Genomic DNA, 25,873 nt, shown 5'->3' on the forward strand with positions numbered 1-25,873 from the left:
GGCGCGGCCGTCCGAGAGGCACGGTCATGGCCCCTACCTTACCCACCGGTCCGCGACCGGCCTCAGCACAGCGCGGTGTCGACGGCCTCGTCACCGCCGCGTCCGTCCGGCACGAGGACGGTGCGCGCGCCTTCGTCGGCCGCCACGTGGACCCCGGCGAGGACGAGGCGGTCCCGCAGCCCCTCTGGTGCCCGGTTGGTGGTCTCGAGGACCTCTATCCGCGCGATCTGCGGATCGACGGTCGTCACGACCGCGCACTGTCCGACCGCCAGGTCCTCGAGCGCATCGGTCAGCGCCTGCAACCAGACGAGCAGTCGTCCGTCGTCCCGGATCGCCCGAACCCGAGCCGGGTCCATCCCCGCCTCTCCCAGCCACTCGCCGTCGCGCAGGCCGTCGCCGGGCTCCGCGTCCAGAGAGCCCCACGTCGCCCACGCCATGGGCGCCCGGCGGCCACGGATCCGGGCCAGCACGCTCCGCGCCGCCAACCGGGCGTGGATGCGCCACGGCAGGTGCACTTCGGGGGCGAACTGCGGCACCTCGTCGACCCAGACCTGCGGTGCGTCGTGGGTCTGCGGCACTGGCGCAGTGAGGACGATCTCCGGGCCCGCACGACGGCGCCGAGCGCGGGCCAGCAGCCCGGTGTCGAGCTCCTCCATGAGCCAGAACCCGACGTTCTCGCACCACACCTCGCGCACGACGTCGTCGTGCGGCGTCCGCGTCACCGCGTCCTCGGGCCCGAAGACTCCGGCGAACTCCCGGTCGAAGCGCAGGACGAAGGTGTGCGGGTTGCGCCGCCACCGGAAGACCACGGCGACCTGGTCCCCCTTCGTGTCCGTGGTGTCGTCCGCCGCTTGGTCTGCCTCGGCACGGACGTCGACGAGTCGAAAGCCCTCCGTCGGCGGGAACCGCGTGAGGTGCTCGTGCAGGGCGGCGGCGTACTCGTGGATCGGGGCGGGCATGGCCGAAGTGTGGCGTCTCCTGACCGCGCCGGCCATAGATTTGTCCCATGACGATCCAGCTCGGTCTCGACACCTTCGGCGACATCGCACTCGACGCCGAGGGCCACCCCCTCCCAGCCGCCGAGGTCATCCGGGAGGTCCTCGCGGAGGGCCAGCTCGCGGACCGGCTCGGCGTCGACGTCTTCGGCGTCGGTGAGCACCACCGCCCGGACTACGCGATCTCGGCCCCCGACACCCTGCTCGCCGGGCTGGCCACGACGACCGAGCGGATCCGGCTCGGCACGTCGGTCACCGTGCTCAGCTCGGACGACCCGGTCCGGGTCTTCGAGCGGTTCTCCACGGTGGACGCGCTCTCGCACGGCCGCGCGGAGATCACCGTCGGGCGCGGCTCCTTCATCGAGTCCTTCCCGCTCTTCGGCCTCGACCTCGACGACTACGAGGTGCTCTTCTCGGACAAACTGGACCTGCTCGCCCACGTCCTGCGCGAGGAGCCGGTGCGCTGGGAGGGGTCCGTGCGCCCGCCTCTGGCCGTCGACCGGATCATGCCTCCGACCGAGTCCGGCCGGCTGCCCACGTGGGTCGGCGTCGGCGGCACCCCGGCCTCCGTGGTCCGCGCCGCCCGCTACGGGCTGCCGATCGTCATCGCGATCATCGGCGGCGCGAGCGCCCAGTTCGCGCCTCTGGCCGACCTCTACCGCCGCGCGTGCGCGGAGTCCGGCCACCCCGGGCTGCCGGTCGGCGTGCACTCCCCCGGCCACGTCGCCGAGACCGACGAGCAGGCCGCCCAGGAGTACCTGCCGCACTTCATCGACCAGATGCGCAAGCTCGGGTCGGAGCGTGGCTGGCCGCCCATGACCGAGGCCGCCGCCCGCGCGCAGATCGCTCCCGAGGGGGCCGTGTACGTCGGGTCACCCGAGACGGTCGCCCGCAAGATCGCGACGACGATGCGCACCCTGCGCGCCTCGCGCTTCCAGCTGAAGTACACCAACGGCACGCTGCCCCACGAGCAGCGGATGTCCTCGATCCGGCTCTACGGCGAGCAGGTGATCCCGAGGGTGCGCGAGCTGCTCGCCGAGGCGCCGGACGGTCCGGTCACCGACCCCGCAGACGCTCCCTGAGCCAAGCCCACCGCTCCTGCAGCCGCGCCTCGAACCCCCGGTCCGTGGGCCGGTAGTACGAGCGCTCGGCCAGCTCCGCGTGCAGGTCGTCGGGCAGGTACTGCTGTGCCGCCACGCCCTCCGGCTGGTCGTGCGCGTAGACGTACCCCTCGACCTTCGCTCCCCCGCTCGCGGCAGCCGCGCGGTCCGACGCCTGCGTGTAGCCGCTGCCGCGCAGGTGCGGCGGGACGGCCTGCACCTTGCCGGCGCGCACGTCGGCGACGGCCTCGTTGATGCCCGTGTACGCCGCGTTGGACTTCGGCGCCAGCGTGTTGTGGACGACGGCCTGGGCGAGGATGATCCGCGCCTCGGGCATCCCGATCTGCGCGACGGCGTGCATCGCGGCCACCGCCGTCTGCAGCGCCGTCGGGTCGCCCATGCCCACGTCCTCGGACGCGGAGATGACGACCCGCCGAGCGATGAAGCGCGGGTCCTCCCCCGCCTCGAGCTGGCGTGCGAGGTAGTGCAGCGCCGCGTCGACGTCGGAGCCCCGCATCGACTTGATGAAGGCGGAGGCGACGTCGTAGTGCTGGTCGCCGGTGCGGTCGTAGCGCACCGCGGCACGGGCGACCGCCTGCTCGACGTGCGCGAGCGTGAGCGGCACCCCCGTCGCGGGGACCTCTCGGCCGAAGGGGAAGTCATCGTCGGCCACCCCGGCCGAGGCCTCGAGGGAGGTCAGTGCCCGTCGGGCATCGCCTCCGGCGATCGCGACGAGGTGCTCCCGCGCGTCGTCGGCCAGGTCATACCCGCCGGCGAGCCCCCGATCGTCCGTCAGGGCGGCGTCGATGACCTCGCCGACCTCCTCGCGGGTCAGGGACTCGAGGGTGACGAGGATCGAGCGCGAGAGCAGCGGCGCGATGACCGAAAAGCTCGGGTTCTCCGTCGTCGCCGCGACGAGGACGACCTCCCGGTTCTCCACCCCCGGCAGCAGGGCGTCCTGCTGCGCCTTGGAGAAGCGGTGGATCTCGTCGAGGAAGAGCACCGTCTGGCGGCCGTACATCGACCGGTTGGTCGACGCCCGCTCGAGCACCGCGCGCACGTCCTTGACGCCCGCGGTCACCGCCGACAGCTGGACGAAGTCCCGGTCCGCCGCGGTCGCCACGAGGTGGGCCAGCGTCGTCTTGCCCGTCCCGGGCGGTCCCCACAGGATCGCCGACATCGGTCCGGCGACCGCGTTGGCGCTGCCCTCCACGAGCCGGCGCAGCGGTGAACCCGGGCGCAGCACCTCGCGCTGACCTCGCACCTCGTCGAGGTCACGGGGTCGCATCCGCACCGCCAGCGGCGCGTTGAGGTCCGCGGCGGCGTGGGCTGCGTCACCGGCCGCGGAGGCGAAGAGATCGTCGGGAACCACAAGTGGCACGCTATCCCGGTGAGCAGACACCGCGCCCCGAGGTCGACGCTGCTGCACCGGCTGGGGACCGGCGTGGGCCGCCACCCCCGGACGGTGGTGGGGACCTGGCTCGTGCTCGTCGTCGCCTTCTTCGCCCTCGCGCTCGGAGGGGTCACCGGCACCGGCCTGTTCGACCAGCTCTCCAGCGGCGAGATCACCACGCCCGGAGAGGCCCAGGACGCGCGCGAGCTGCTCGTCGACGCGGGTGGCGGCGACCTCGCGTCCGACACGCTCATGGTCTCCGGCTCTCCGGCCACCGACCCCTTCGTCCGCAAGGGAGTCGCCGAGGCGATCCAGCGCATCCACGAGATGGACGGTGTCGAGAGCGTCATCAACCCGTTGGTCCTCGAGGACGGCGTCGAGGACCCCAAGGCGGCTCCGCTCGTCCTCGACGAGCCGGGTGACGACCGCTACGGCTTCCTCACGGTCGTCGAGTACGAGGACGGCCTGACCGACGAGCAGCTCGAGCAGGTCCGTCGCGACGTCGACGTCCAGCTCACCCAGGTCGCCGTCGCCTCCCAGGGGACCGACAGCCAGCGCGGCAGCCTCAAGCGCCTCATCGACGAGGTCGTCGGCCAGGTCGAGACCGACATGAAGGTCGGTGAGGGCCTCGCGCTCCCCTTCTCCTTCGTCGTCATGGTCGTCGTCTTCGGCGGTTTCCTCGCCGCCGGCATCCCCATCGCCGGCGCCATCGCGTCGATCGGCGGTGCGCTGGCCTCGCTCTGGGGCTTCTCGCACGTCATCGACCTCGACGCCACGGTCGTCAACATCGTCAGCGTCCTCGGCCTCGGTCTGTGCATCGACTACGGCCTGCTCGTCGTCTCCCGCTTCCGTGAGGAGATGCGCGACCTGCTCGACGGCGCGCCCCTCGGCGAGGACTCGCGTGCCCTCGTCGTCGAGGCCACGGGACGCACCGTCGACCGGGCCGGTCGCACCGTCGTCTTCTCGGCCGTCACGGTCGCGATCGCGCTGTCGGGGCTGCTCTTCTTCCCGTCGGTCTTCATGCGCGCGGCCGGCGCCGCCGGGGTGTCCGTCGTCGTCCTGTGCCTCGTCGTGGCGACGACCCTCATCCCGGCACTGTGCGCGATGTCGGCCCGGCGGCTGCTGCGTGGTCGCACCGACCGCGCACCCGACACGGGCCTCTTCGCCTCCCTCGCCTCGACCGTCCAGCGAGCGCCGTGGCTCGTCATGGCCCTCGTCCTCGCGGCCCTCGTGGCCATGGCCCTGCCGGCCACCCGCATGGAGGTGACCTCCTCCGGCGTGGAGCTGCTGCCGACGGACAGCGAGCAACGGCAGTTCTTCGAGGACCTCGGTGAGGACTACCCCCTGCTCGCCGCTCCCGACGTGCGCGTCGTGACGGACTCCGGGTCGTCCGAGGTCCGTGACTGGGCGGAGGAGGCCACCGACCTGCCGGGCGTCGAGTCCGCAGAGGTGGTCGTCGTCGGCAAGGCCGACGGCGAGACCGTGCGCAGCGTCGACCTGCGCACCACCGACGGTCCCCTCGGGCCCGAGACACGCGACGTGGTGACCCAGCTGCGCGACGAGCGTCCCCCCTTCGACGCGGTGGTCGGTGGTCAGGCCGCGGACCTCGCGGACTTCACCGGCTCGATCGCCGACAACGCGGCGCTGGCGATCGGCACCGTCATCCTCGCGACCTTCGTCCTGCTCTTCCTCATGACCGGATCGGTCGTCGTCCCCGTCAAGGCGCTGCTGATGAACGTCGTCTCCCTCGGCGCCTCCCTCGGGGTCCTCGTGTGGGTCTTCCAGGACGGGCACCTCGAGGGCCTGCTCGGCTACTCCTCCGTCGGGGCGGTCGAGGTCTCGATCCCCGTCCTCGTCCTCGCCTTCGGCTTCGGCCTGTCGATGGACTACGAGGTCTTCCTCCTCTCGCGCATCGTCGAGCTGCACGAGCGGGGCCACGCGACCGACGATGCCGTGCGGTTGGGCCTGCAGCGCTCCGGCAAGATCATCACGAGCGCCGCGCTGCTGATGATCATCGTCTTCACCGGCTTCGTCCTGGCCAAGGTGCTCGCGGTCAAGGAGACCGGGGTCGCGCTCGTGCTGGCGATCGCGATCGACGCCACGCTCGTGCGGATGCTGCTCGTCCCCGCGACCATGTCCGTGCTGGGTGAGTGGAACTGGTGGGCGCCGAAGTGGATGAAGGGGCTGCACGCGCGCTTCGGGATCACCGAGTGACCACCGAGCACGTCCCGATGGACCGGCTCCTCGCCTGGAGCTGCGACGACCCGGTCGTGCGCGCGGAGGCCTCCCCCACGACCGACCTGCCCGCGATCGGCCTGCAGCAGGGAGGGCGCCGCGCCCTGGCCTTCCTGCGGCCGACGCACACGCACGGCGTCTCGCTCATGCTGCGCGGCGACGACGACCTCCTGCACGACCTCGTCGGGTCCGCCCCCTTCGGCACGTGGTTGGCCCGGGCGAGGGCGAAGGGGGCGGACGGCGTCACCCTGCCGCGCTCCGTCGAGGGTCTCGGCGGGCTGCTGCCGCAGGTGCGCGGCCGGTGGGAGTTCATGTCGACCACGCAGGCGCCGCCCCTCGTCCCCCTGACCGGGGCCGTGGAGCTCGACGAGGACCGGCGCGAGGAGGTCCAGGCGCTCCTCGACGAGCACAACCCCGGCACCGACGGCCAGCCCTTCGCCCGCCCCGGTCAGCGGTGGGTGGGGGTCCGTGACGCCGCCGGCACGCTCCTCGCGGTCGGCTGCTGCGAGCCCGAGGCCTCCGGCGCACCGGTCCTCTCCGGCATCACCGTCGTCCCGGCCGCTCGCGGCCTGGGTCTCGGCCGGGGCGTCACCGCGGAGCTGACCCGTCGGGCCGTCGCCGACCACGGCTGGTGCACGCTCGGCATGTACTCCCACAACGACCGCGCCCGAGGGGTCTACCGTTCGCTGGGATACGTCGTCCCGGCCGAGTGGAGCAGCGGGAGGTTGGGCTGATGGCCACGCTCGTCTGTGAGTACCTCCGCCCGCTCGCCCGGTGGAACCCCGGACCACGGCGTCGCTGGATCGCCCTGCGGGCCGCCTGCGCCGTCGCCCTGCCGCTCGTCGCCTTCGGGCTCGCCGGTCACGGTCAGCAGGGCTTCCTCGCGGGCATGGGTGTCTTCGCCGTGCTCTACGGCGCCTCGGCGCCGGTGCGTCGCCGCTTCGTCGTCACCCCGCTCGCCGGTCTGGGCCTGCTCGCCTCGATGACGCTCGGCATCCTGCTGGCGGGCCACCCCTTCCTCGCGATCCTGGCCATGGGCCTGACGGCGACGGTGGCCGCGGTGCTCACCTCCGCCCTGCAGGTCGGTCCGCCGGGCGCCTTCTTCTTCGCCCTCGTCACCGGGATCGGCAACATCGCCGCGACCGGGGGCGCTGATCCGCTGACGATCCTCGGGTTCGCCGCGATCGGTGTCCTCTCGGCGGTCGTCGTCGGCACGTCCGACGCGTGGTTCGGGGCGCACGGGGTCGAGGACGCCGCCGTGACCCACGCTGAGGAGGTCGTCGAGCGCTACCTCGCCGAGACCGACCCGGCGCAGGTCCCCGGGGCGCGTCGGGCCGCTGCGCAGGCGCTCAACACCGCGTGGACCGCCGTGACGGACGGGGGCTCGGAGCGCTTCGACGGTCGGCTCCAGCGGGTCCACAACCGGTACGCCAGCGCGGTCTCGCGGGCGATCGGCGGACCCGACGCGGAGGTCACCGCGGAGCTGGCCCTGCACGAGGCCGCCCGCGTCCGGCAGGTGTCGCTGGGTCGCCCCCGCGCCGGCTGGTCGCTGCGCCAGGCGCTGCGGTGGCCGAGCGAGGACCTGCTCATCGGTGCCCGGGTGCTCGCCGCCACGGTCATCGCCGGCAGCGTCGCCCTGCTCCTCGACAACGCGCACGCCTACTGGGCCGCGGCCTTCGCGGTCCTCGTCGTCCACGTCGGTGGGTCCCGCAGCTCGCAGCTGCACCGGGCCTTCCAGCGCACGGTGGGCACGGCGCTCGGTCTGGTCGTCTTCACCCTGCTGCTGCGATTGGATCTGTCGCACTGGTGGACCGTGGCGATCGTCGTGGCGCTGCAGTTCGTCGTCGAGCTCTTCATCACGCGCAACTACGCCCTCGCCGTCGTCTTCCTCACGCCCCTGGCGCTCGTCATCTCCGAGGCCGTCACCGGCATGGATACGACGACGATCCTGCTCGACCGCGGCCTGGACACCCTCATCGGAGTCGGCGCCGCCGTGCTCGTCCTGCTCGTCTCGGGCCGCCTCGGACGGCCCGAGCTGCTGCTGCGCGCGCACGCCCGGCGCGTGGTGCTCGCCCTCGACGACGTGCTCGCCGACCTCGCCGAGCGACGCACCCGCACCGACGAGGGCATGGCCGCTCACCTCGACCACTGCAAGCAGCTGTACGTCGAGCTGCTGCAGTCCGACCAGGTCGCCCGGCGGGCCCTCGCCGATGCGCCCGAGGCCGTGCGGCCGTATCGCCGCATGGAGGAGCTGCTCGCGACGACCGCCTACCTCGTCCTCGGCGCCACGTGGAACCCCCGCGTCCGCGGCCAGAGCGAGCTGATGGCCCGGGCCCGCGACGAGCTGTCCGGGCTCACGGACCACCCGGTGACCCACAGCCGCGACGCCGCGGAGATCACCGACGACCTGCGGCGCGTCCACGCCGTGCTCACCGAGGCCTGACCCGTGGCCCGCACGAGCGCGGGGCTGCTCCCCTTCGTGCAGGACGAAGGGGGGACTCCGCACGTCTTCCTCGGGCACATGGGCGGACCGCTGTGGTCCCGTCGGCCTCGCGGCTGGACGGTGGTCAAGGGCGAGGTCGACGCCGACGAGGACCTGCTCGCCGCGGCCGAGCGCGAGTTCCTCGAGGAGACCGGTGCGCCAGCGCCTGCCGGTCCGCGGGTACCGCTCGGTCAGGTGCGCCAGTCCGGTGGCAAGGTCGTGCACGTCTGGGCGGTCGAGGTGGACGAGCCGGAGTCCGTGGCACTCGTCTCGCCCGGCACCTTCGAGATGGAGTGGCCACCGAGGTCGGGGCGACGGCAGGTCTTCCCAGAGCTCGACCGGGCGCAGTGGCACGACCTGGACGCAGCGCGCGAGCTGGTCGTGGCCGCACAGACCGCCTTCCTCGACCGTCTCATCGAGGCGCTCCCCCGCTGACGCACCGGCGGTCAGGTCAGGTCGTGTGCAGGTCCGCCAGGGCGGGCACGAGCGGGGTCAGGGCGTCGACGAGCCCTCTCGCCCCGGAGGCCGGGTCGTGGCGCACCCCGCGGATGCCCACCGACCGTGCCGCCTCGACATTGCCCGGCAGGTCGTCGACGAAGCCGACGCGCTCCGCCGGCAGGTCGAGGTCGTCGAGGATGTGCTCGAAGAAGGCGGGGTCGGGTTTCATCGCCCCGATCTCGCTCGAGTAGTACGAGCCGTCGACGAGGTCGTCGTACCCGCGGACCTCGCGCATGTGCCGCACCCGGTGGTCCTGCTGGTTGGTCGCCAGCATGCAGCGCACGCCGAGGTCGCGCACGGCGGTGAGCACGGCGACGGCCTCGGGGTCCAGGTCGAACTGCTCCCAGATGTCGAGCAGGTCCGCCACGGTCACGGGGACGTGGTCACGCTCCTCCCGCACGACGTGGAGCAGCTCCTCGAGGACCTCGCGCAGGGGACGCTCACCGCGCAGCGCAGGCAGCTCGGCCTCGAAGACCCGATCGGCGAACCCGTCGCCGACCTGCCCGTCGAGACGGGCGCGCCAGTCGAAGCGGCCGTGCTGCAGGACGCCGTCGCAGTCCCACAGCAGCACCTCGACCGGCGCACTCATCGCTCAGGCCCCGGCCGGGTCCTCGTCGTCCTCCCGGCGCGGCTTCGCGTCGATGCCGGCCTCCTTGCGCTGCTCCAGGGTGATCGGGGCGGGCGCGTCGGTCAGCGGGTCGTACCCGCCACCGGACTTGGGGAAGGCGATGACGTCGCGGATGGACTCGGCACCCAGGAGCAGCATGCAGATGCGGTCCCAGCCGAAGGCGATGCCGCCGTGCGGCGGGGCGCCGTACTTGAAGGCCTCGAGGAGGAAGCCGAACTTCTCCTGCGCGGCCTCCTCGTCCAGGCCCATGACCTTGAAGACCCGCTCCTGCACGTCCTTGCGGTGGATACGGATCGAGCCGCCGCCGATCTCGTTGCCGTTGCACACGAGGTCGTAGGCGTACGCGAGCGCGGGGCCCGGGTCGGTGTCGAAGCTGTCGAGGAACTCGTCCTTGGGGCTGGTGAAGGCGTGGTGGACCGCGGTCCACGCGCCGGCGCCGACCGCCACGTCACCGGCGGCGACGGCATCGCCGGCCGGCTCGAAGAGCGGGGCGTCGACGACCCAGAGGAAGGACCAGGCGTCCTCGTCGATGAGCCCGCAGCGCTGGGCGATCTCCTGGCGCGCGGCACCGAGCAGTCCGCGGGCCGCCTTGGCCTTGTCGGCGGCGAAGAAGATGCAGTCACCGGGGGCCGCACCGACGTGCGCGGCCAGCCCCGCCTTCTCCGCGTCGGAGATGTTCTTGGCCACGGGACCACCGAGCTCGCCGTCCTCACCGACGGTGACGTAGGCCAGCCCCTTGGCGCCGCGCTGCTTGGCCCACTCCTGCCACGCGTCGAACTGGCGACGCGGCTGCGAGGCGCCGCCGGGCATGACGACCGCGCCGACGTACTCGTTCTTGAAGACGCGGAAGGGGGTGTCGGCGAAGTACGCGGTGCAGTCGACCAGCTCGACGCCGAAGCGCAGATCCGGCTTGTCGGAGCCGAATCGCTCCATCGCCTCGGTGTACGTCATCCGCTGGAAGGGAGCGTCCAGCTCGACGCCGATCGTCGCCCAGACGGCCTTGGCGATCGCCTCGCCGAGCTCGATGACGTCGTCCTGCTCGACGAAGGACATCTCGATGTCGAGCTGGGTGAACTCGGGCTGCCGGTCGGCGCGGAAGTCCTCGTCGCGGTAGCAGCGGGCGATCTGGTAGTAGCGCTCCATGCCGGCGACCATGAGCAGTTGCTTGAACAGCTGCGGGCTCTGCGGCAGGGCGTACCACTCGCCGGGCGCCAAGCGCGCGGGCACGAGGAAGTCACGGGCACCCTCGGGCGTGGACCGGGTGAGCGTCGGGGTCTCGATCTCGACGAAGTCGCGCTCGGCGAGCACGGAGCGCGCGGCCGCGTTGACCTTGCTGCGCAGTCGCAGGCCGGCGCCGGCGCTCGTGGCACCCGGACGTCGCAGGTCGAGGTAGCGGTGCTTCAGGCGCGCCTCCTCGCCGACGGTGACGCGCTCGTCGATCTGGAAGGGCAGCGGTGCGGCCGCGGAGAGCACCTCGATCGAGGTCGCGACGACGTCGATCTCGCCGGTGGGCAGCTCGGGGTTGACGTCCTTGGGGTCGCGCGCGGTGACCTCACCGACGACCTTGACGACGTACTCGTTGCGCAGGTCGTGCGCGGCACCGGTGAGCACCTCGTCGCGGGCCACGACCTGGGCCACCCCGGAGGCATCCCGCAGGTCGAGGAAGGCCACCCCACCGTGATCGCGTCGGCGACCCACCCATCCGGTGAGCGTGACGGTCTGACCGGAGTGCTCGGCACGCAGGGTGCCGGCTTCGTGGGTGCGGAGCACGGGGAGTTCTTCCTTGCCTTCGACGGGTGCCCGGCGGATCGCGCGGGCCGCCCCATCCTACGGAGCAGTGGCCCTCGCGGGCCAACGGGTTGCGATGCGGTGGTCAGTCCAGCGACCGGCGCCCGGGGTGCGCCGGCCACGGGCTGTCGGCAGGACGAAGGGAGGTCCAGTCGCCTTCGCGCGCGGCCCGCGCGGCCAAGGCCGCGATGATCAGGGTCGAGTTGTGCACGTCACCGGCCAAGGCGGCTGCGGCGACCTCGTCGAGGGAGGCCCGGCGGTGGACGATGTGTGCCTCCTCGCCGTCGCGCTCGTGTCGCTCGGACGCGGGCACGGGGTGCAGGCCACGAGCCAGGTAGACGCGGATCGCCTCGTCCAGGCCACCGGGTGAGGTGAAGTAGTCGACGAGGACCGCCCAGTGGTCGGCCGTGACGTCGGCCTCCTCGAGCAGCTCACGCTGCGCGGCGAGGAGCGGGTCCTCACCGGCGACGTCGAGGAGCCCGGCAGGGATCTCCCACTCGTGGGCGGCGACCGGGTGACGGTACTGCCGGATGAGCAGGGCGTCGTCGTGCTCGTCGAGCGCGAGCACGGCCACCGCGCCCGGGTGGTCGACGACCTCGCGCACGAGGGTCTCCCCCTCGAGCTCGAAGGTGTCGCGCCGCACGTCCCAGACCGCGCCGTCGAAGACGACCTCGCTCGAGCGCACGGACGCCGCACCGAGCTCGTCCCGCAGGGGTCCCTCGTCGCCGGCCATCAGCCGACCGTGTCTGCGGTCGCCTCGTCCGCGGCCGGAGCGTCCTCGCCCGGCTCGACCTCCACGAGGCGGGAGTCCTTCTGCGCCTGGACCGCGGCACCGATGAGCCCGGCGAAGAGCGGGTGCGCCTTGTCCGGGCGGGACTTGAACTCCGGGTGCGCCTGCGTCGAGACGTAGTACGGGTGCACGTCGCGCGGCAGCTCGACGAACTCGACCAGTCCGAGCTGCGGGTGGGTACCGCTCACGACGAGGCCGGCGCCCTCGATCTGCTCGCGGTAGGCATTGTTGACCTCGTAGCGGTGGCGGTGGCGCTCGGTGACCCGGGTGCTGCCGTAGGCCTCGGCGGTCACCGACCCGGCGACCAGGTCGGCCGGGTAGGAGCCGAGGCGCATCGTGCCGCCGAGGTCTCCCCCGCCGTCGACGAAGGACTTCTGCTCCTCCATCGTCGCGATGACCGGGGCGGAGGAGGCGGGGTCGAACTCGGTCGAGCTCGCGCCGTCGATACCGGCGACGTTGCGGGCGTACTCGATGACCATGCACTGCAGGCCCAGGCAGATGCCGAGCGTGGGCACCTGGCGCTCACGGGCCCAGCGCAGCGCCCCGAGCTTGCCCTCGATGCCCCGCACGCCGAAGCCACCGGGCACGAGCACGGCGTCGACCCCGCCGAGTGCCTTGGCCGCGCCGGACTCGCTCTCGCAGTCGTCGGAGGGCACCCAGCGGATGCGCACCTTGGCGTCGTTGTGGAACCCGCCGGCCCGCAGGGCCTCGGTCACCGACAGGTAGGCGTCGGGCAGGTCGATGTACTTGCCGACGAGCGCGACCTCGACCTCGTGCAGCGGCTGGTGGACCCGCCGCAGCAGGGTGTCCCAGCTGCCCCAGTCGACGTCGGTGAAGTTCAGCCCGAGGCGCCGGATGACGAAGGTGTCGAGGTGCTCGCGGTGCAGCACCTTGGGGATGTCGTAGATGCTCGGCGCGTCGACGCAGGCGGCGACGCCGTCGGCCTCCACGTCGCACGACATCGAGATCTTGCGCTTGATGTCGTCGCTGATCTCGCGGTCGGCGCGCAGCACGAGCGCGTCGGGCTGGATGCCGACCTGGCGCAGCGCGGCCACGGAGTGCTGCGTCGGCTTGGTCTTCATCTCGCCGCTCGGCGCGATGTACGGCACGAGCGAGACGTGCAGGAAGAAGCAGTTGTCGCGCCCGAGCTCGTGGCGCACCTGTCGCGCGGCCTCGAGGAAGGGCAGCGACTCGATGTCACCGACGGTGCCACCGATCTCGGTGATGATGATGTCGGGCGCGTGGGCGTCCTCGACGCCCGGGCTGCCGGCGGCGGGTGCACGCATGCGCGAGATGATCTCGTTGGTGATGTGCGGGATGACCTGGACGGTGTCGCCGAGGTACTCGCCCTTGCGCTCGCGCGCGATGACCCGGCTGTAGACCTGCCCGGTCGTCACGTTGGCGGAGCCGTCGTGGTTGGTGTCGAGGAACCGCTCGTAGTGACCGATGTCGAGGTCGGTCTCGGCCCCGTCCTCGGTGACGAAGACCTCTCCGTGCTGGAAGGGGTTCATCGTCCCCGGGTCCACGTTGAGGTAGGGGTCGAGCTTTTGCATCGTGACCGCCAGGCCACGTGCCCGCAGGAGATGACCGAGGCTCGAGGCCGTCAGTCCCTTGCCGAGAGAGGAGACGACTCCTCCGGTCACGAAGATGTGTTTCGTCAGTGCCACCACGGGGTTCCAATCTACGTCACGTTCGCAGTGCTGCGTACCGCAGGGCCCATCGTGTCGCGCTCGCATCGAGCCCGTCCCACGTCCGGGCCCGTCCTCGGGCGGCTCGAGCCAGACGCGAGGAGCGAAGGGGGTCCCCCAGGACCTCGTCCACGGCACCGGCGATCCGCCCGGCGAAGGTCGACCGCGGGGCCGGCGGGACGAGGACCCCGACGTCGTGGAGCAGGTCCGGGAGCCCGCCGACGTCCGTGGCGACGACCGGGGTCCCCGCCGCCATGGCCTCCTGGACGACGAGTGCCCGGGCCTCCCACTCGCTCGGCACGACGAGGACGTCGGCCGCCAGGAGCCATGGGGTCACGTCGTGCGCGGCGCCCGCGAGGTGCACGCCGAGCTCCGGGACGAAGGGGGAGATCTCCTCCTGGCCGGGTCCGACGAGGACCCACTGCGCGTCGGTCCCGCTGGAGTCGCACGCGCCGGCGAGCGCCTCCAGACCCTTCTGCGGCGCCACGCGCGCGAGGGTGAGGACCACGGGACGCCGGGGGTCGAGACCGTGGCCCGCGAGGAAGCCGGCTCGTTCCGCCGTGCGCCACCCCTCGCGGTCGGCGTCGAGGAGGGCCGGGACCCGCGGCGAGGGCACCTCGGCCAGCTCGGCCCGACGGGCCCCGAGGGCGAGCGCGTCCTCGACGAGGTCGCTGCTGGCACCCGTCACGAGGTCGGCGCGCCGGATCACCCGACGGGCCGCCAGCTCGCCGACCAGCCGCCGCGGGGAGAGGCCCGCCCCGCGGACCTGGTTGTGCAGGCTGATGACGAAGGGGGCGCCCCCGGGTGCGAGCAACGAGCCCCGACGGGTGCCCACGGCCGCGACCAGCCCGGCCCTGAACCCGTGGGCGTGGACCACGTCGGCGCCCCGCGCGAGGTCACGCACGGTCGCCACGGTCAGGGGTGCTTCACCCGGCAGGTCGAAGCGCCCCCGGGTGGCCGGGTCGGTGGCCACGTGCACGTCGTGCCCGTCGGCCGCGAGCGAGGCCGCGAGGTCGGCCACGTGCGTACCGATCCCGCCGGCGGCGCTGGCCAGGCACAGCAGGACCCTCATCGCTGCCCTCCCTTCGCTCGGAGGCGGCGCAGGAGCGGCACGCGGCCGCGCAGGCCGGGGTCGAGGCGCAGCCCGGCGGCGAGGACGAGACCGGCCACGACCACGCCCACGCCGGCGCCGCCCACGACCGCGCCGAGCACCGAGTCCGGCCACCGGTCGTGCCCGAGGACGTGGACGAGGCCGCCGAGGCCGACGGCGGCCGCGGCCACGACGACGGCCAGCGGCACCCCTTCGACGGCACGGGGCCCCCAGTCGACCCGGACGCGCGCCACGAGCCCCGCACCGGCGAGGAGCATGCCCAGCGACGAGGCCAGACCCAGGGTGACGAGGGTGCGGCGGGCGCCGGACTCGTCGCCGAGCGACAGCAGGGGCACCACGGCCGCGACGAGCCACCCGCCGGCCATGACGGCGCCGGCGAGCAGGGCGCGTCCGCGGGCGTAGAGCGCCCGCAGGGCGACGGCGGTCGCGGCGAAGCCGATGAGCCCCGGCGCCATGGCCACGAGGGCGACGGGCATGACCTCCAGCGCGCGGGAGCCCTCGCCGCTGCGGTCGATCTCGGCGAAGACCTCGCCGATCGGTCGTGCCGCAGCCATGAGGGCGGCGACGGCGGCGGCGCTCAGGAGCACGACCGCGCGCAGCGCCGCGGCGAGCGTGCCCGCAGCGACCGACTGCTCGCGCTCGTCACCGTGGGCACTCGCGGAGAGCACGGGGAAGGCGGCGGTCGCCACCGGCACGGCGAGGACGGCGTACGGGAGGAGGTAGAGGGCCTGGACGTAGTTCTGCACCACGAGGGCACCGTCGCCACCCGAGCGGTTGGCCACGGCCAGCGTGACGAGCACGGTCACCTGCTGGGCGATCAGGGCGAGCACCCCGGCTCCCGCGAGCGACCGGGCGCGAGCGGCGGTCTCCGGGGCGAGGCGCCAGCGCGGCCGCAGCCGGATGCCGGCCGCGGCGGCCACGACGAGCAGGGGCACCGAGAGGGCGACGACGCCGAGGGTCGTCCCGCCGCCGAGCAGGAGCCACTCACGCATGGCGACGTCATCGGGTTCGGTCCCGGCCGGGACGGTGAGGGCCCAGGCGATGTAGGTCGCGATGACGACGAGGCTGGAGAGCAACGGCGCCAGCGCCGCGGCGACGAAGCGACGGTGGGCCTGGAGCACCCCCGAAACGACGATGCCCAGCCCGTAGAGGACGATTTGCGGGCTGAAGACGACGAGCAGTCGAGTGCCGAGGGCCACGGCCCCGTCGACACCGACGTCGCCGAGCAGCGCCTCGCTGATCCGCGGCGCCGCGAGGGCCACGACGAGCGCGAGGGGCACGAGGACCACGCAGGTGCGGGTCAGCAGCGCCGAGGCGACCTCATCGGGATGCTCCCCTCCCTCCGCCGCGATCCGGCCGGCGACGAGCGGGACGACCACGGCGGCGAGGATCCCGCCGACGGCGATCTCGTAGACGATGTTGGGCACCGTGTTGACGCTCTGGTAGACCGTGCCGACACCCGCCGCGCCCACCGCCCAGGCGAAGACGATCCAGCGCAGGAAGCCGACGACCCGCGCCGCCATCGTGATGGCCGCGACGGTCCCCGCGTCCCGCGCGACCCCGCTCACCGCGGCCGGCCCCAGGCGTCGATCTCGCGCAGCACCGGCGTGCCCTCGATGACCCGGGTGAAGCTCACCCGCTCCGACAGCAGGGTCAGGCCGGTGACGACGGCCGCCGCGCCGAGGCGGCCGCGCGGTCCCAGCCCACGGACGAGGGCCAGACCGAGCAGGCCCCCGAGCGCATTGGCGCCGCAGTCGCCGAGCATCGACTCGCCGGCGAGGTCCTCGGGCAGGACCGCTCCCGTCCCGACGAGCGCCCCGGCGAGCGAGCGGGACGCGCTCGGCCCCAGGAGCACCAGACCCGCTGCCGTGGTGACCTTGAGCGCGCGCCCCGGCCGCAGGTCGAGCAGGTTGACGAGGTTGGCGGTGCCGGCGATGACGACGGCGTCCACGAGCGAGATCGAAGGGGGCGACTCCCCCTCCTCCAGCAGCGCTGCGGCGAGCGCGACGGCGCCGAGACCACCGAGCTTGACCGCGCCGGTCGTCACCCGGCCGGAGCGCAGGGCCCGCAGGTGACCGCCCAGGCCCTTGGTCCCCGAGTCCCCCACGAGGTCGTCGACGGCGCCCAGGACACCGGGGACGAGGACGACGAGCGTCGCTGCGGTGCGGCCCTGCGGCTGTGCGAGGACCCCGGTGAGGGCTGCGCCGACCGCGTTCGGTCCCTCGAGGAGAGTGACTGCCGCCCCGGCGTGGTTGGTGCGCTCCCACGGTCGACGCAGGTGCGCCGGCAGGCCCTGCGTCAGGCGGGTCAGTCCGCGCGCGGCGACGGCCGCGGCGGCGAGCCCTCGCACCATCGCGCTCACTGCAGGACGGGGACGGGGCCGTCGGCGCTCTGGCCGAGCCCGTAGTGGCCGGACCCGCCCTCGTCCTGCTGCACGAGCGCCAGGACGATCGCTGCCCGTCCCATCGGGATCGAGGGGACGTCGACGGTCGACACGCCCTCGGCGAGGTTGCCCTGGGTGCGCGCCACCGTGAGCGGGGACGCGTCGCCCGTGTCGGCCTCGGCATCGGCCGACGCGAGGACGGTCCCGTCGGCGTGGGTCTCGATGAGGTGGGTCAGCGCGACCCAGATGTTGGCCTCGCGCTCGGCGGCACGGTCGACCGTGTCGGTCTCCTCGGTCGTCTCGGCGGCCACGGGGCCACCGAGCACGACGACGAGGTCGGCGGCGGCCGGCGCCTCATCGGGCCCGTCGACGAGGCCCTCGTCGTGCAGGCTCGTCCACGCCTGCTCCCGACGCGCCTGCGGGACGGCGTCGCCGTCCTGGGCGGCGGAGCGACCGGTGAGGACCACGGCCAGCGCCTGGTCGATCCGCTGGGCGCCGTCAGGTACGGCCGAGTCCACGCCGAGCTGGTCCAGGGCGGTGTCGCCGACGTCGCTGCGGGTGGTCGTCGCGTCGTCGGCGGTGCTGGCCCATGCCTCGCTCACCTCGACGGTGTCGGCCACCGTGGCGCCGGCCGTCTCGAGCGTCTCGCGCACCCCCTCGACGTCCTCGTCGGGAGCCTGCGGCAGGGCCACCACGGTGACGTCGCGATCGGCGAGCCGGTCCCCGACGACGGTGGGCAGCGTCTGCTCGTCGTAGGCGTCGTGGCCCTCGAGCTGTCGCCGCTGCTCGTTGGCCTGCTGGCGCAGGGCCTCCTTCTCCTTGCGCAGCTTGGTCACCTCACCGGACAGCGTGCTGCCGATGTTGTCGTTGAGCGGCCCGGCGCCGAGCACGATCCCGATCGACAGCGCGATGAGCACGGCCGCGAGGGAGACGAGGTGGTACCTGAAGTCGATCACGTGATGAGTCCTTCGACGAGCGCCCAGAGGTCGTCCCAGCGGGCACCGAGCAGTTGGAGGGTGGCCTGGCCCGTCGGCGTCGACCACAGCGCGACGAAGAGCGACAGGAGGCACACGATGCCCAGGCCGACGAGCGACCACGACGATATCCGCGTGCGGTACAGGCGGCTGACGCCCTTGGCGTCGATGAGCTTGGAGCCCACCCGCAGCCGGGTGAGGAAGGTGCTCGACATCCCGGCCCGTCCCTTGTCGAGGAACTCGACGAGGGTCGCGTGGGTGCCCACGGCGACGATGAGGGTCGCACCGCGGTCGTCGGCCAGCAGCATCGCGATGTCCTCGCTCGTGCCGGTCGCCGGGAAGACGACGGGCGTGACGCCGAGCGCCTCGACCCTCGCGACACCGGGTGCCCGCCCGTCACGATAGGCGTGCACCACGACCTCGGCACCGCTGGTGAGCACGGCGTCGGAGACCGAGTCCATGTCCCCGACGATCAGGTCCGGTCGGTGGCCGGCCTCGACGAGCGCGTCCGCTCCCCCGTCGACCCCGATGAGGACCGGCCGGTACTCGCGGATGTAGTGACGCAGGGCCGCGAGGTCCTCCTTGTAGTGGTATCCCCGCACGACGATGAGGACGTGCCGGTCGAGCATCTGCGTGCTGATCTCGGGCACGCCGACACCGTCGAAGAGCAGGTCCCGCTCCTGGGTGATGTACTCCATCGTGTTGGCGGCGAAGGCCTCGAGCTGCTCGCTCAGGCCCGCCCGCGCCTCGTCCATCGCGGCCGCGAGCGAACCCTCGTCCCAGCGGCGGCCACTCACCCGGTCACCGGACGACAGGTGGAGCACGTCGCCCTCGACGCTCGCGGCCTCCCCGTCCTTGAGTCGATCCAGGAGGTCCTCGTCGTCGACGTCGAGGAGCGGAATGCCGGCGTCGATGAGCAGTCGGGGACCGGCGTTGGGGTAGCGCCCGCTCACGGAGGCACCGGCATTGACCACCGCCAGCGGGCGGCACTGGACGAGCGCCTCGCCGCTCACCCGGTCGATGTCGGTGTGGTCGATGACGGCGATGTCGCCCTGCTTGAGCCGCTTGGTGAGGTCCTTGGTGCGCCGGTCCACCCTGAGGGGTCCGTTGAGACCGGGCAGTACCGGGTCGTGCGACGCGTCGCGGGTCAGTCGAAGGGCCATCCGGGGCATCGTCCCATGAAGCCGCCCGGATTCAGCGACGACACTGCTCGAGCAGCTCCTGCGCGTGCCGCAGACCGACGCTCGTGTCGTCGCCGCCCATCATCCGCGAGAGCTCGGCGAGGCGCTCGTCGCCATCGACGACTCGTACGCCGCTGGAGGTGATCTGGTCGCCGTGGGCCTTGTGCACCACGAGGTGGCGATCCGCGTGCGCGGCGACCTGGGCGAGGTGGGTGACGACGATCACCTGGCTCGAGCGGGCCAGCGCGGCCAGACGGGCACCGACGTCGATTGCGGCGCGACCGCCCACCCCGGCGTCGACCTCGTCGAAGACGAAGGTGGGCACCTGGCTGCCGGTCGCTCCTGCGGTGGCGACCTCGATGGCCAGCATGATCCGGCTCAGCTCACCGCCAGAGGCCGCCTTGGTCACGGATCGGGGTGGGGCCCCGCGGTTGGCCGCGACGCGCACCTCGACGGTGTCGGCGCCGTCGGCGGTGACCCGCACGACGCTCCCGTCACCGAGGGGCAGCTCCACGGCGGCGTCGTCGGTCCGGGGCTCGACCGCGACCTCGACGCGGGCCTTGGGCATGCCCAGGTGCGCCAGCTCCTCCTCGACCGCGGTGCCGAGGCGCTGCGCGGCAGCCGTACGAGCCGCGGTCAGTCGCACCGCATCGGCGCCGAGCCGCTCCTGCCACTGCGAGACGAGTGCGCTGAGCTCCTCGATCCGCTCGTCGGCGCCCTGCAGCCCGAGCAGTCGCTGACGGGCCTCGTCGCGGTGGCGCAGAACCGCCTCGACGTCGTCGCCGTAGCGTCGGGTCAGCTCACGCAGGGCCGCCACCCGTGACTGGGTCGTGGCGAGCCGGGCCGGGTCGGCCTCGATGTCGGCCGCATAGGCCGACAGGTCGGCCGCGAGCTCGGAGGTCAGCATTCCGACCTCGGCGAGGCGTTGCTGCAGCTGTGCGAGCTGCGGGTCGTGCTCGGCGAGCCGGGTGACCTCGTCGGCAGCACGGGCGAGGCGTCCGACGACGTCGTCGCCGTCGAAGCTGTCCGGGTCCGACAGCAGCCGGTGGGCGGTGTCGGCGCCGGTGCGCAGCTCCTCCGCGTGCCCGAGGCGCTCGGCCTCGTGCGCCAGGTCGGTGTCCTCACCGGGCTGCGGGTCGACGGCGTCGATCTGCTCGAGCTGGTGGGTCAGCAGCTCGATCTCCTGCAGGCGGGCACGCTCGCCCTCGACGAGCTGCGCGAGCTCCCCCTTCGCCTGCTGCCACTCGCGGAAGGCGGCGGCCACCTCGGCCGCGGCGAAGGACACCTCATCCCCGCCGAAGGCATCGAGCAGCGCGCGGTGCTGCGCCGGCCGCTTCAACCGCCACTGGTCGGCCTGGCCGTGGACCGCCACGAGGCCCTCACCGAGATCGGAGAGCACCCCGATCGGCGCCCGCCGTCCGCCGACGTGCGCGCGGCTGCGGCCCGCGGCGGAGATGGTCCGGCTGAGGAGCAGCTCGGGCTCGTCGGCGATCCCACCGGCCTGCGCCGCAGTCCCGCGTGCCGGGTGGTCCTCGGCGAGCTCGACCTCGGCCTCCACCACGGCCTCGTCGCTGCCGGTGCGCACGAGGTCGGCATCGGCCCGGCCGCCGAGGACGAGCCCGAGGCCCGTGACGACCATCGTCTTGCCCGCTCCGGTCTCGCCGGTGACCACGGTCAGCCCGGGGTGCAGTGAGAGGGTCGCGTCCTCGATGACGCCGAGGTCGCGGATGTGCAGCTCACGCAGCATGTCAGCTCCCCGACCGGTTGCGGCCGCGCCACCCGTGCACCGACAGGTCGAACTTCGCGACGAGCCGGTCGGTGAAGGGTGACCGGCTCAGGCGCGCCAGCCGGACCGGCTGGGACGAGCGGCTGACCTCGATGCGGGCACCGGGTGGCAGGTCGACGGCGCGACGACCGTCGCACCACAGGACACCGTGCCCCTCCGTGCCGGGCACGAGGTCGACGGCGAGGTCGGAGGTCGGTGCCACGACGAGCGGCCGGGCGAAGAGCGCGTGCGCGCTGATCGGCACGACGAGCATCGCCTCGACACCGGGCCACACGACCGGGCCACCTGCGGAGAAGGCGTAGGCGGTCGAGCCGGTCGGAGTCGCCATGACGACGCCGTCGCACCCCCACGTGGACAGCGGACGTCCGTCGATCTCGACGGTGAGCACGAGCATCCGCTCGCGCGAGGCCTTTTCGACAGTGACCTCGTTGAGCGCCCAGCTGCGGGCGATCTCGCGGCCGTCGAGGGTCGCGACGACGTCGAGCGCCATGCGCTCCTCCACGTCGTAAGCGCGCTCGACGATGTGGTCGACCGTGGCCTCGACGTCCTCGCGCTCGGCCTCGGCGAGGAAGCCCACGTGCCCCAAGTTGACCCCGAGGACCGGGACGTTGGCGGAGCGAGCGGTCTCGGCGCCCCGCAGGATCGTGCCGTCACCGCCGAGGACGACGACCAGCTCGACGTCGCTCGCGGGGTCGTCGTCACCCTCGTGGACGACGACGACGGGGTGCCGTCCCAGGATGCTGTCAGCGAGCTCCCCCGCGGGCAGCCGCACCTCGATGCCCGCCTCGGCGAGGCGGTCGGCCACGCCCATGGCGACCTCGAGGGCCTCGGGCCGGCCGGGGTGCGCGAGGAGCAGCACCCGACGACGCGTCGACGTCATCGGTCCTCCTCACGGGTCATCTCGTCGGCGATCACCTGCTGAGCCTGCCACGTCAGACCGACACCCGTGCGGCGGGTCAGGTGCACGAGGTACTCGTGATTTCCCTCTCCCCCACGCACCGGACTGCGCGTCAGCCCCAGCACGGCGAAGCCGACCTCGGCAGCCCGGGCGAGCACCGCCTCGATGGCGTCCCGCCGGGCCGTGGGGTCCGTGACGACCCCGCGGCGCCCGAGTCCGTGACGCCCCACCTCGAACTGCGGCTTGATGAGCAGCACGGCCTCGCCCTGCGGGTCGAGCAGCCCGTGGACCTCCGCCAGGACGAGACGAAGGGAGATGAAGCTCAGGTCCCCCACGGCCAGGTCGACGCTGCCGCCGATGTCCTGCGGGACCAGGCCTCGGATGGTCGTGCCGCTGCGATCGGTGACGCGCGGGTCGGCCGCCAGCTCAGGTGCCAGCTGGTCGTGGCCGACGTCGAGGGCGATGACGTGTGCGGCGCCGCGCTCGAGCAGCACCTGGGTGAAACCGCCCGTGCACGCGCCGATGTCCAGACAGCGGAGTCCGGCCACGGGGACGTCGAAGTCGGACAGGGCACCGACGAGCTTGCCCGCTGCTCGCCCGACCCAGTGGTCCCGGTCGGAGCTGACGACGAGCTCGTCCTGCGGCCCCACGCGCACGGAGGTCTTGGTCACGACGGCGCCACCCACGGTGACCTCCCCCGCCTCCACGAGCTCCCTGGCCCGGGTCCGGCTGCGGGCCAGGCCCCGCTCGACGAGGGCGACATCCAGCCGGGTCGTCTCGGCCACTGCCTCAGGACCCGAGGTCGGACAACCGCGAGGTCAGCGTCTGGTGCACGGACTCGCCGGCGGCGAGCACCCCGTCGAGGTCGGCTTCGTCCACGACGGCCAGGTCGCGCAGCACGGCGTCGACGACGAGGTCCCCGGTCTGCGGGGTCCCGTCGACGGACGTGGGTGCGGACGACGAGTCGGGCACGGGCGATTCAGGCGCGGGAGTGGAGGCGGGCGGCCCCGGCCGAGGGGCGGAGGGAAGGGGGATCTCAGGCACCGGGCAGCACCGTCGGCTTCGCGGGGGCGGTCGGCGCCGCATTCTTCGCCGTGGACTTCTGCGGCGCGGACGTCGTCCCCGTGGCGCGGCTCTGGGGCGAGGCGGACGAGGCCTTCTTCGCCGGGGTTCTCCTCGCCCCGGTGGCCGAGGCCTCCTTCGTCGCGGCCTTCCTCGGCGCGGCTTTCTTCGGCGCGGCCTTCCTCGGCGCGGCTTTCTTCGGCGCGGCCTTCTTCGTCGCGGAGGCCGTGGTCTTCTTCGCCGGGGCCCGCTTCGTCGCGGCCTTCGTGGCGGGCTGGGCGCCGGACGACGGCGTCTTCGCCGCCACCTTCTGCTGCGTCTTCGCCGCCGTCTTCTTCGCAGCCGACTTCCGCGGCGCCCGCTTGGCCGGCGCGGACTTCTTCGACGCCGACGTGGACCGTGCGCTCACTGGTGCGGGCACCCCGCTCGTCACGCGCTCGGACTCCTCCCCCGCGGGGACGGCGCGGGCGCGCAGGGTCGCGCTCAGCGCATCGAGGTCGGCCTGCTCCTCGGCGGGCCACGGCGACTCGTCGTCCCGCTCACGGACCGGGGGGACCGCGGTCGAGACCAACAGCGTGTCGACCAGACGCACGACGTCGAGCGCTCGGTCGAGCGTGGTCTCGGTCAGCTTCAGGCCCAGATGGATCACTCCGCGTACAGGGTCCACGTCACTCCTCGTCATCGGGTGGGACCACGCTACCCGTTGAGCCACAGCCCGGCAGCGTCCTCCCTGCGCACGCGGCCTGCATCCACCGCCGCCCAGATCGCATCCAGCCCGGCACGCAGGCCGTCCATGCCCGAGCCGACGACCTCCAGCGTGTCCGCCACCCGTGCCCGGGCCCGTCCGCGCACGAACCAGTCGCCGTCACGGCGCCCTTCCGGGTAGGGCTCGTGCAGGCCCCGGAGGTCCTCCAGCACATGGACGGGCCGACGCGTCGGTGGCGCAGCGGCAGCGTCGGCAGGTCCGTGGACCCCGGTGAGGACGAGGGCACTGGACAACCCGGTGGCGACCGCGCCCTCGATGTCGGTCTCGAGCCGGTCGCCCACGGCCAGCACACGGTCGGGCCGGGCGCCGAGGACCCGAGCGGCCATGGCGTACATCGGCGGGTGCGGCTTGCCGATGACCTCGGGGTCGACATCGACGGCCAGGCGCACCGCGCGCACCAGCGAACCGTTGCCCGGGGCCGGACCGCGCTCGGTCGGCAGCGTCAGGTCGTCATTGGTCGCGACCCAGCGTGCCCCGGCCCGCACCACGTGCGCCGCGACCGCCAGGTCCGTGGCGGTGACATCGGCGCCATACCCCTGGAGCACGGCCACCGGCCGCCCTTCGTCACGCGGCGACCGCGGCTGAAGTCCCACGAGCCGTAGCGCTGCGGCAACACCCGGCCCACCGACGGCCAGCACCTCACTGCCTTGCGGCAGATCGGCTGCCAAGGCATGGGCAGCAGCCAACGACGAGGTGAGGACCATCTCATCGGTGGTCCGGACACCGAGCGACCGGAGGTGGTCACCGACATCGCCCGGCATCCGGGAGGCGTTGTTGGTCGCGAAGACGACAGGCGTCCTCAGCGCGTTGAGCGCCTCGACGGCGTGCGGGATGGCACCCGGTCCTGCATAGACGACACCATCGAGGTCGCAGACCAGCCCGTCGTACTGGCTGACCAGGGTGGGCAGGCTCATGCCTGCTCGGGCTCCTGACCGTCGATGCCCTCATCGCTGACCTCGACCTCGTCGAGTCGGACCCCGTCGAGCTCCTCGACGCGCTCGACGGCGTCGGTCTCGCCGTCCTGGTCGGCCACGGCGGCCTTGGCGAACCAAGCGCGCGCGTCGTCGGTGCGGCCCACCTCGAGGAGGGCGTCGGCGTACGCGTACCAGACACGCGCGGCCCACGGCTTCTTGGCGACCTTGTCCACCTGGCCCTGCAGGGCCAGGACGGCGGCCTGAGGCTGGCCCATGTCGCGGCGGATGCCGGAGCCGACGATGAGCAGCTCGACCTGCTCCTCCTGCCCGAGCTGGCGCGCCTCTGGCGAACCCAGCAGCTCGAGGGCGCGGGCGGGGCGTCCCAGCCCGCGCTCGCAGTCGACCATGAGGGGCAACAGGTGCGAGGACCCACTGAGTCGACGCACGGTGCGGAACTCGGTGAGGGCCCGCGCGAAGTCGCCCATGCGGTAGGCGACGAACCCCAGGGCCTCACGCGCAGCCGGCACCCGACCCGCGCGGCGGACAGCGGTCTCCGCGTGGGCCAGCGCACCGTCGAGATCCTCGGCCTCGAGCAGGGCCGCCACCATCACGAGGTGCTGGGCGACGCCTTCGGCGTTCTCCTTGCTCAGAGTGCGCAGCTGCTGGCGCACACTCCGGTCGAGCTCGGCTCCGGTCACGTCCGGCGCGATGGCCGGCTCCGGCTTGCGCCCCTCCTTGGGGACCAGCCGTGAGCCGCCGCGGGCGTTGTCATCGCCCTGACGGCCGACTCCCCCGCGCTCGGGCCGAGGACCGGAGCGTCCACCGCGATCATCCCGACGGTCCCGGTCGTCTCGACGGTCGCGACCGCGGTCATCGCTGCCGCGCCGCTCGTCCCGTCCGGTACGAGGGCCTCCGGTGCGACCGCTTCCGCCCGGCCGGCCACCACCGGGACGGTCGGGACGACCCCGACCCCCGGAACCGCCACGGCTACGCTCCGGCCTGCTCGACCTCTCGTCCACGTCCTACAACCTCTCTCGACCTGGGCCCCTGTCAGGGCAACACTCTCCCGTGCGGGGCCCGCACGCAACAACCGTGCTCGTTCGGCTCATCCCGAGTGCACATCTCGCGCACCATTCCGGAACATTCTCTGGGGTGAATGTGCGAGAGCCCCCAACACGGGGTGTTGGGGGCTCTCGACTTC

The 25,873-nt window shown here is 73.1% G+C and carries 23 protein-coding genes; 5 read left to right on the top strand and 18 right to left on the bottom strand.

The window, feature by feature from the left end; all coding sequences use genetic code 11:
• Window positions 1–62: 62 nt before the first annotated feature.
• Window positions 63–959 (bottom strand): hypothetical protein, encoded by an 897-nt coding sequence (locus JAN01S_RS06925; protein ID WP_068315694.1) that lies wholly within the window; start codon window positions 957–959, stop codon window positions 63–65.
• Between the two features lie 47 nt (window positions 960–1,006).
• Here JAN01S_RS06925 and JAN01S_RS06930 point away from each other — a divergent pair, with 47 nt between their 5' ends.
• Window positions 1,007–2,077, top strand: a complete 1,071-nt coding sequence (locus JAN01S_RS06930) for an LLM class flavin-dependent oxidoreductase (RefSeq protein WP_068315697.1) — start codon at window positions 1,007–1,009, stop codon at window positions 2,075–2,077.
• On the opposite strand, the gene JAN01S_RS06935 is transcribed toward JAN01S_RS06930, so the two are convergent.
• Window positions 2,052–3,467 carry a replication-associated recombination protein A gene (locus tag JAN01S_RS06935; RefSeq protein ID WP_068315700.1) on the bottom strand — a complete coding sequence of 472 codons (1,416 nt, stop codon included), beginning with the start codon at window positions 3,465–3,467 and terminating at the stop codon, window positions 2,052–2,054. The genes JAN01S_RS06930 and JAN01S_RS06935 overlap by 26 nt on opposite strands.
• Before the next feature lie 18 nt (window positions 3,468–3,485).
• Between JAN01S_RS06935 and JAN01S_RS06940 the strand changes: the two genes are divergently transcribed.
• The 4 genes from JAN01S_RS06940 to JAN01S_RS06955 are packed head-to-tail and all read left to right on the top strand — an operon-like array spanning window position 3,486 to window position 8,640.
• A complete protein-coding gene (locus JAN01S_RS06940) occupies window positions 3,486–5,702 on the top strand; it encodes an MMPL family transporter (protein ID WP_068315704.1) in 2,217 nt (738 codons plus the stop codon).
• Window positions 5,699–6,457, top strand: a complete 759-nt coding sequence (locus JAN01S_RS06945; protein ID WP_068315707.1) for a GNAT family N-acetyltransferase — start codon at window positions 5,699–5,701, stop codon at window positions 6,455–6,457. The genes JAN01S_RS06940 and JAN01S_RS06945 overlap by 4 nt, the downstream gene beginning before the upstream one ends.
• Complete coding sequence (locus tag JAN01S_RS06950; RefSeq protein ID WP_068315710.1) at window positions 6,457–8,166, top strand: FUSC family protein; 1,710 nt, start codon at window positions 6,457–6,459, stop codon at window positions 8,164–8,166. Before JAN01S_RS06945 ends, JAN01S_RS06950 begins: the two co-directional genes overlap by 1 nt.
• Window positions 8,167–8,169: 3 nt before the next feature.
• Window positions 8,170–8,640, top strand: coding sequence for an NUDIX hydrolase (locus JAN01S_RS06955; protein ID WP_068315714.1), 471 nt, complete (start codon window positions 8,170–8,172; stop codon window positions 8,638–8,640).
• A gap of 16 nt (window positions 8,641–8,656) precedes the next feature.
• Here JAN01S_RS06955 and JAN01S_RS06960 read toward each other — a convergent pair whose 3' ends face one another.
• The 16 genes from JAN01S_RS06960 to JAN01S_RS07035 form a co-directional block, all read right to left on the bottom strand.
• Window positions 8,657–9,292 (bottom strand): HAD family hydrolase, encoded by a 636-nt coding sequence (locus JAN01S_RS06960; RefSeq protein WP_068315717.1) that lies wholly within the window; start codon window positions 9,290–9,292, stop codon window positions 8,657–8,659.
• Between the two features lie 3 nt (window positions 9,293–9,295).
• Entirely contained in the window at window positions 9,296–11,101 is a 1,806-nt protein-coding gene (aspS, locus tag JAN01S_RS06965) for an aspartate--tRNA ligase (RefSeq protein WP_068315720.1), read from the bottom strand.
• A gap of 103 nt (window positions 11,102–11,204) precedes the next feature.
• Window positions 11,205–11,852 (bottom strand): NUDIX domain-containing protein, encoded by a 648-nt coding sequence (locus JAN01S_RS06970; protein WP_068315724.1) that lies wholly within the window; start codon window positions 11,850–11,852, stop codon window positions 11,205–11,207.
• A complete protein-coding gene (pyrG, locus tag JAN01S_RS06975; RefSeq protein WP_068315727.1) occupies window positions 11,852–13,579 on the bottom strand; it encodes a CTP synthase in 1,728 nt (575 codons plus the stop codon). Before pyrG ends, JAN01S_RS06970 begins: the two co-directional genes overlap by 1 nt.
• A gap of 16 nt (window positions 13,580–13,595) precedes the next feature.
• Window positions 13,596–14,669, bottom strand: a complete 1,074-nt coding sequence (locus tag JAN01S_RS06980; protein WP_068315730.1) for a glycosyltransferase family 4 protein — start codon at window positions 14,667–14,669, stop codon at window positions 13,596–13,598.
• Complete coding sequence (gene murJ, locus JAN01S_RS06985) at window positions 14,666–16,276, bottom strand: murein biosynthesis integral membrane protein MurJ (protein WP_068315733.1); 1,611 nt, start codon at window positions 16,274–16,276, stop codon at window positions 14,666–14,668. Before murJ ends, JAN01S_RS06980 begins: the two co-directional genes overlap by 4 nt.
• Window positions 16,273–17,061 carry a hypothetical protein gene (locus JAN01S_RS06990; RefSeq protein ID WP_068315735.1) on the bottom strand — a complete coding sequence of 263 codons (789 nt, stop codon included), beginning with the start codon at window positions 17,059–17,061 and terminating at the stop codon, window positions 16,273–16,275. The genes murJ and JAN01S_RS06990 overlap by 4 nt, the downstream gene beginning before the upstream one ends.
• A 5-nt stretch (window positions 17,062–17,066) precedes the next feature.
• Window positions 17,067–18,047: a copper transporter gene (locus JAN01S_RS06995; RefSeq protein WP_068315737.1), complete on the bottom strand. Its 981-nt coding sequence runs from the start codon at window positions 18,045–18,047 to the stop codon at window positions 17,067–17,069.
• Window positions 18,044–19,228 carry a putative cytokinetic ring protein SteA gene (gene steA, locus JAN01S_RS07000; RefSeq protein WP_068315739.1) on the bottom strand — a complete coding sequence of 395 codons (1,185 nt, stop codon included), beginning with the start codon at window positions 19,226–19,228 and terminating at the stop codon, window positions 18,044–18,046. Before steA ends, JAN01S_RS06995 begins: the two co-directional genes overlap by 4 nt.
• Before the next feature lie 31 nt (window positions 19,229–19,259).
• The gene (recN, locus tag JAN01S_RS07005; protein WP_068315743.1) at window positions 19,260–20,993 is read right to left on the bottom strand and encodes a DNA repair protein RecN; all 1,734 of its coding nucleotides are present in this window, start codon (window positions 20,991–20,993) and stop codon (window positions 19,260–19,262) included.
• 1 nt (window position 20,994) lies between these two features.
• Window positions 20,995–21,912: an NAD kinase gene (locus JAN01S_RS07010; RefSeq protein WP_068315747.1), complete on the bottom strand. Its 918-nt coding sequence runs from the start codon at window positions 21,910–21,912 to the stop codon at window positions 20,995–20,997.
• Window positions 21,909–22,715 (bottom strand): TlyA family RNA methyltransferase, encoded by an 807-nt coding sequence (locus JAN01S_RS07015; protein ID WP_068315749.1) that lies wholly within the window; start codon window positions 22,713–22,715, stop codon window positions 21,909–21,911. The genes JAN01S_RS07010 and JAN01S_RS07015 overlap by 4 nt, the downstream gene beginning before the upstream one ends.
• 4 nt (window positions 22,716–22,719) lie before the next feature.
• Window positions 22,720–22,902 carry a hypothetical protein gene (locus JAN01S_RS07020; RefSeq protein ID WP_068315753.1) on the bottom strand — a complete coding sequence of 61 codons (183 nt, stop codon included), beginning with the start codon at window positions 22,900–22,902 and terminating at the stop codon, window positions 22,720–22,722.
• 64 nt (window positions 22,903–22,966) lie between these two features.
• Window positions 22,967–23,659: a hypothetical protein gene (locus JAN01S_RS16865; protein ID WP_157075641.1), complete on the bottom strand. Its 693-nt coding sequence runs from the start codon at window positions 23,657–23,659 to the stop codon at window positions 22,967–22,969.
• A 29-nt stretch (window positions 23,660–23,688) separates the two neighbouring features.
• Complete coding sequence (locus JAN01S_RS07030) at window positions 23,689–24,672, bottom strand: HAD-IIA family hydrolase (protein WP_068315759.1); 984 nt, start codon at window positions 24,670–24,672, stop codon at window positions 23,689–23,691.
• The gene (locus JAN01S_RS07035; protein ID WP_068315761.1) at window positions 24,669–25,370 is read right to left on the bottom strand and encodes a tetratricopeptide repeat protein; all 702 of its coding nucleotides are present in this window, start codon (window positions 25,368–25,370) and stop codon (window positions 24,669–24,671) included. The genes JAN01S_RS07030 and JAN01S_RS07035 overlap by 4 nt, the downstream gene beginning before the upstream one ends.
• Between the last annotated feature and the right edge of the window lie 503 nt (window positions 25,371–25,873).

It is taken from the genome of Janibacter anophelis NBRC 107843, assembly GCF_001570945.1.
In the GTDB taxonomy this organism is placed as follows: domain Bacteria; phylum Actinomycetota; class Actinomycetes; order Actinomycetales; family Dermatophilaceae; genus Janibacter; species Janibacter anophelis.

Coding starts and splice junctions, on each gene's coding strand:
- JAN01S_RS06990 (WP_068315735.1), bottom strand. CDS start 17,061: ATGGTGCGAGGGCTCGCCGCCGCGGCCGTCGCCGCGCGCGGACTGACC.
- JAN01S_RS06960 (WP_068315717.1), bottom strand. CDS start 9,292: ATGAGTGCGCCGGTCGAGGTGCTGCTGTGGGACTGCGACGGCGTCCTG.
- JAN01S_RS06930 (WP_068315697.1), top strand. CDS start 1,007: ATGACGATCCAGCTCGGTCTCGACACCTTCGGCGACATCGCACTCGAC.
- JAN01S_RS07030 (WP_068315759.1), bottom strand. CDS start 24,672: ATGAGCCTGCCCACCCTGGTCAGCCAGTACGACGGGCTGGTCTGCGAC.
- JAN01S_RS07010 (WP_068315747.1), bottom strand. CDS start 21,912: ATGACGTCGACGCGTCGTCGGGTGCTGCTCCTCGCGCACCCCGGCCGG.
- JAN01S_RS06950 (WP_068315710.1), top strand. CDS start 6,457: ATGGCCACGCTCGTCTGTGAGTACCTCCGCCCGCTCGCCCGGTGGAAC.
- steA (WP_068315739.1), bottom strand. CDS start 19,228: ATGGCCCTTCGACTGACCCGCGACGCGTCGCACGACCCGGTACTGCCC.
- JAN01S_RS06980 (WP_068315730.1), bottom strand. CDS start 14,669: ATGAGGGTCCTGCTGTGCCTGGCCAGCGCCGCCGGCGGGATCGGTACG.
- recN (WP_068315743.1), bottom strand. CDS start 20,993: ATGCTGCGTGAGCTGCACATCCGCGACCTCGGCGTCATCGAGGACGCG.
- JAN01S_RS06970 (WP_068315724.1), bottom strand. CDS start 11,852: ATGGCCGGCGACGAGGGACCCCTGCGGGACGAGCTCGGTGCGGCGTCC.
- JAN01S_RS06925 (WP_068315694.1), bottom strand. CDS start 959: ATGCCCGCCCCGATCCACGAGTACGCCGCCGCCCTGCACGAGCACCTC.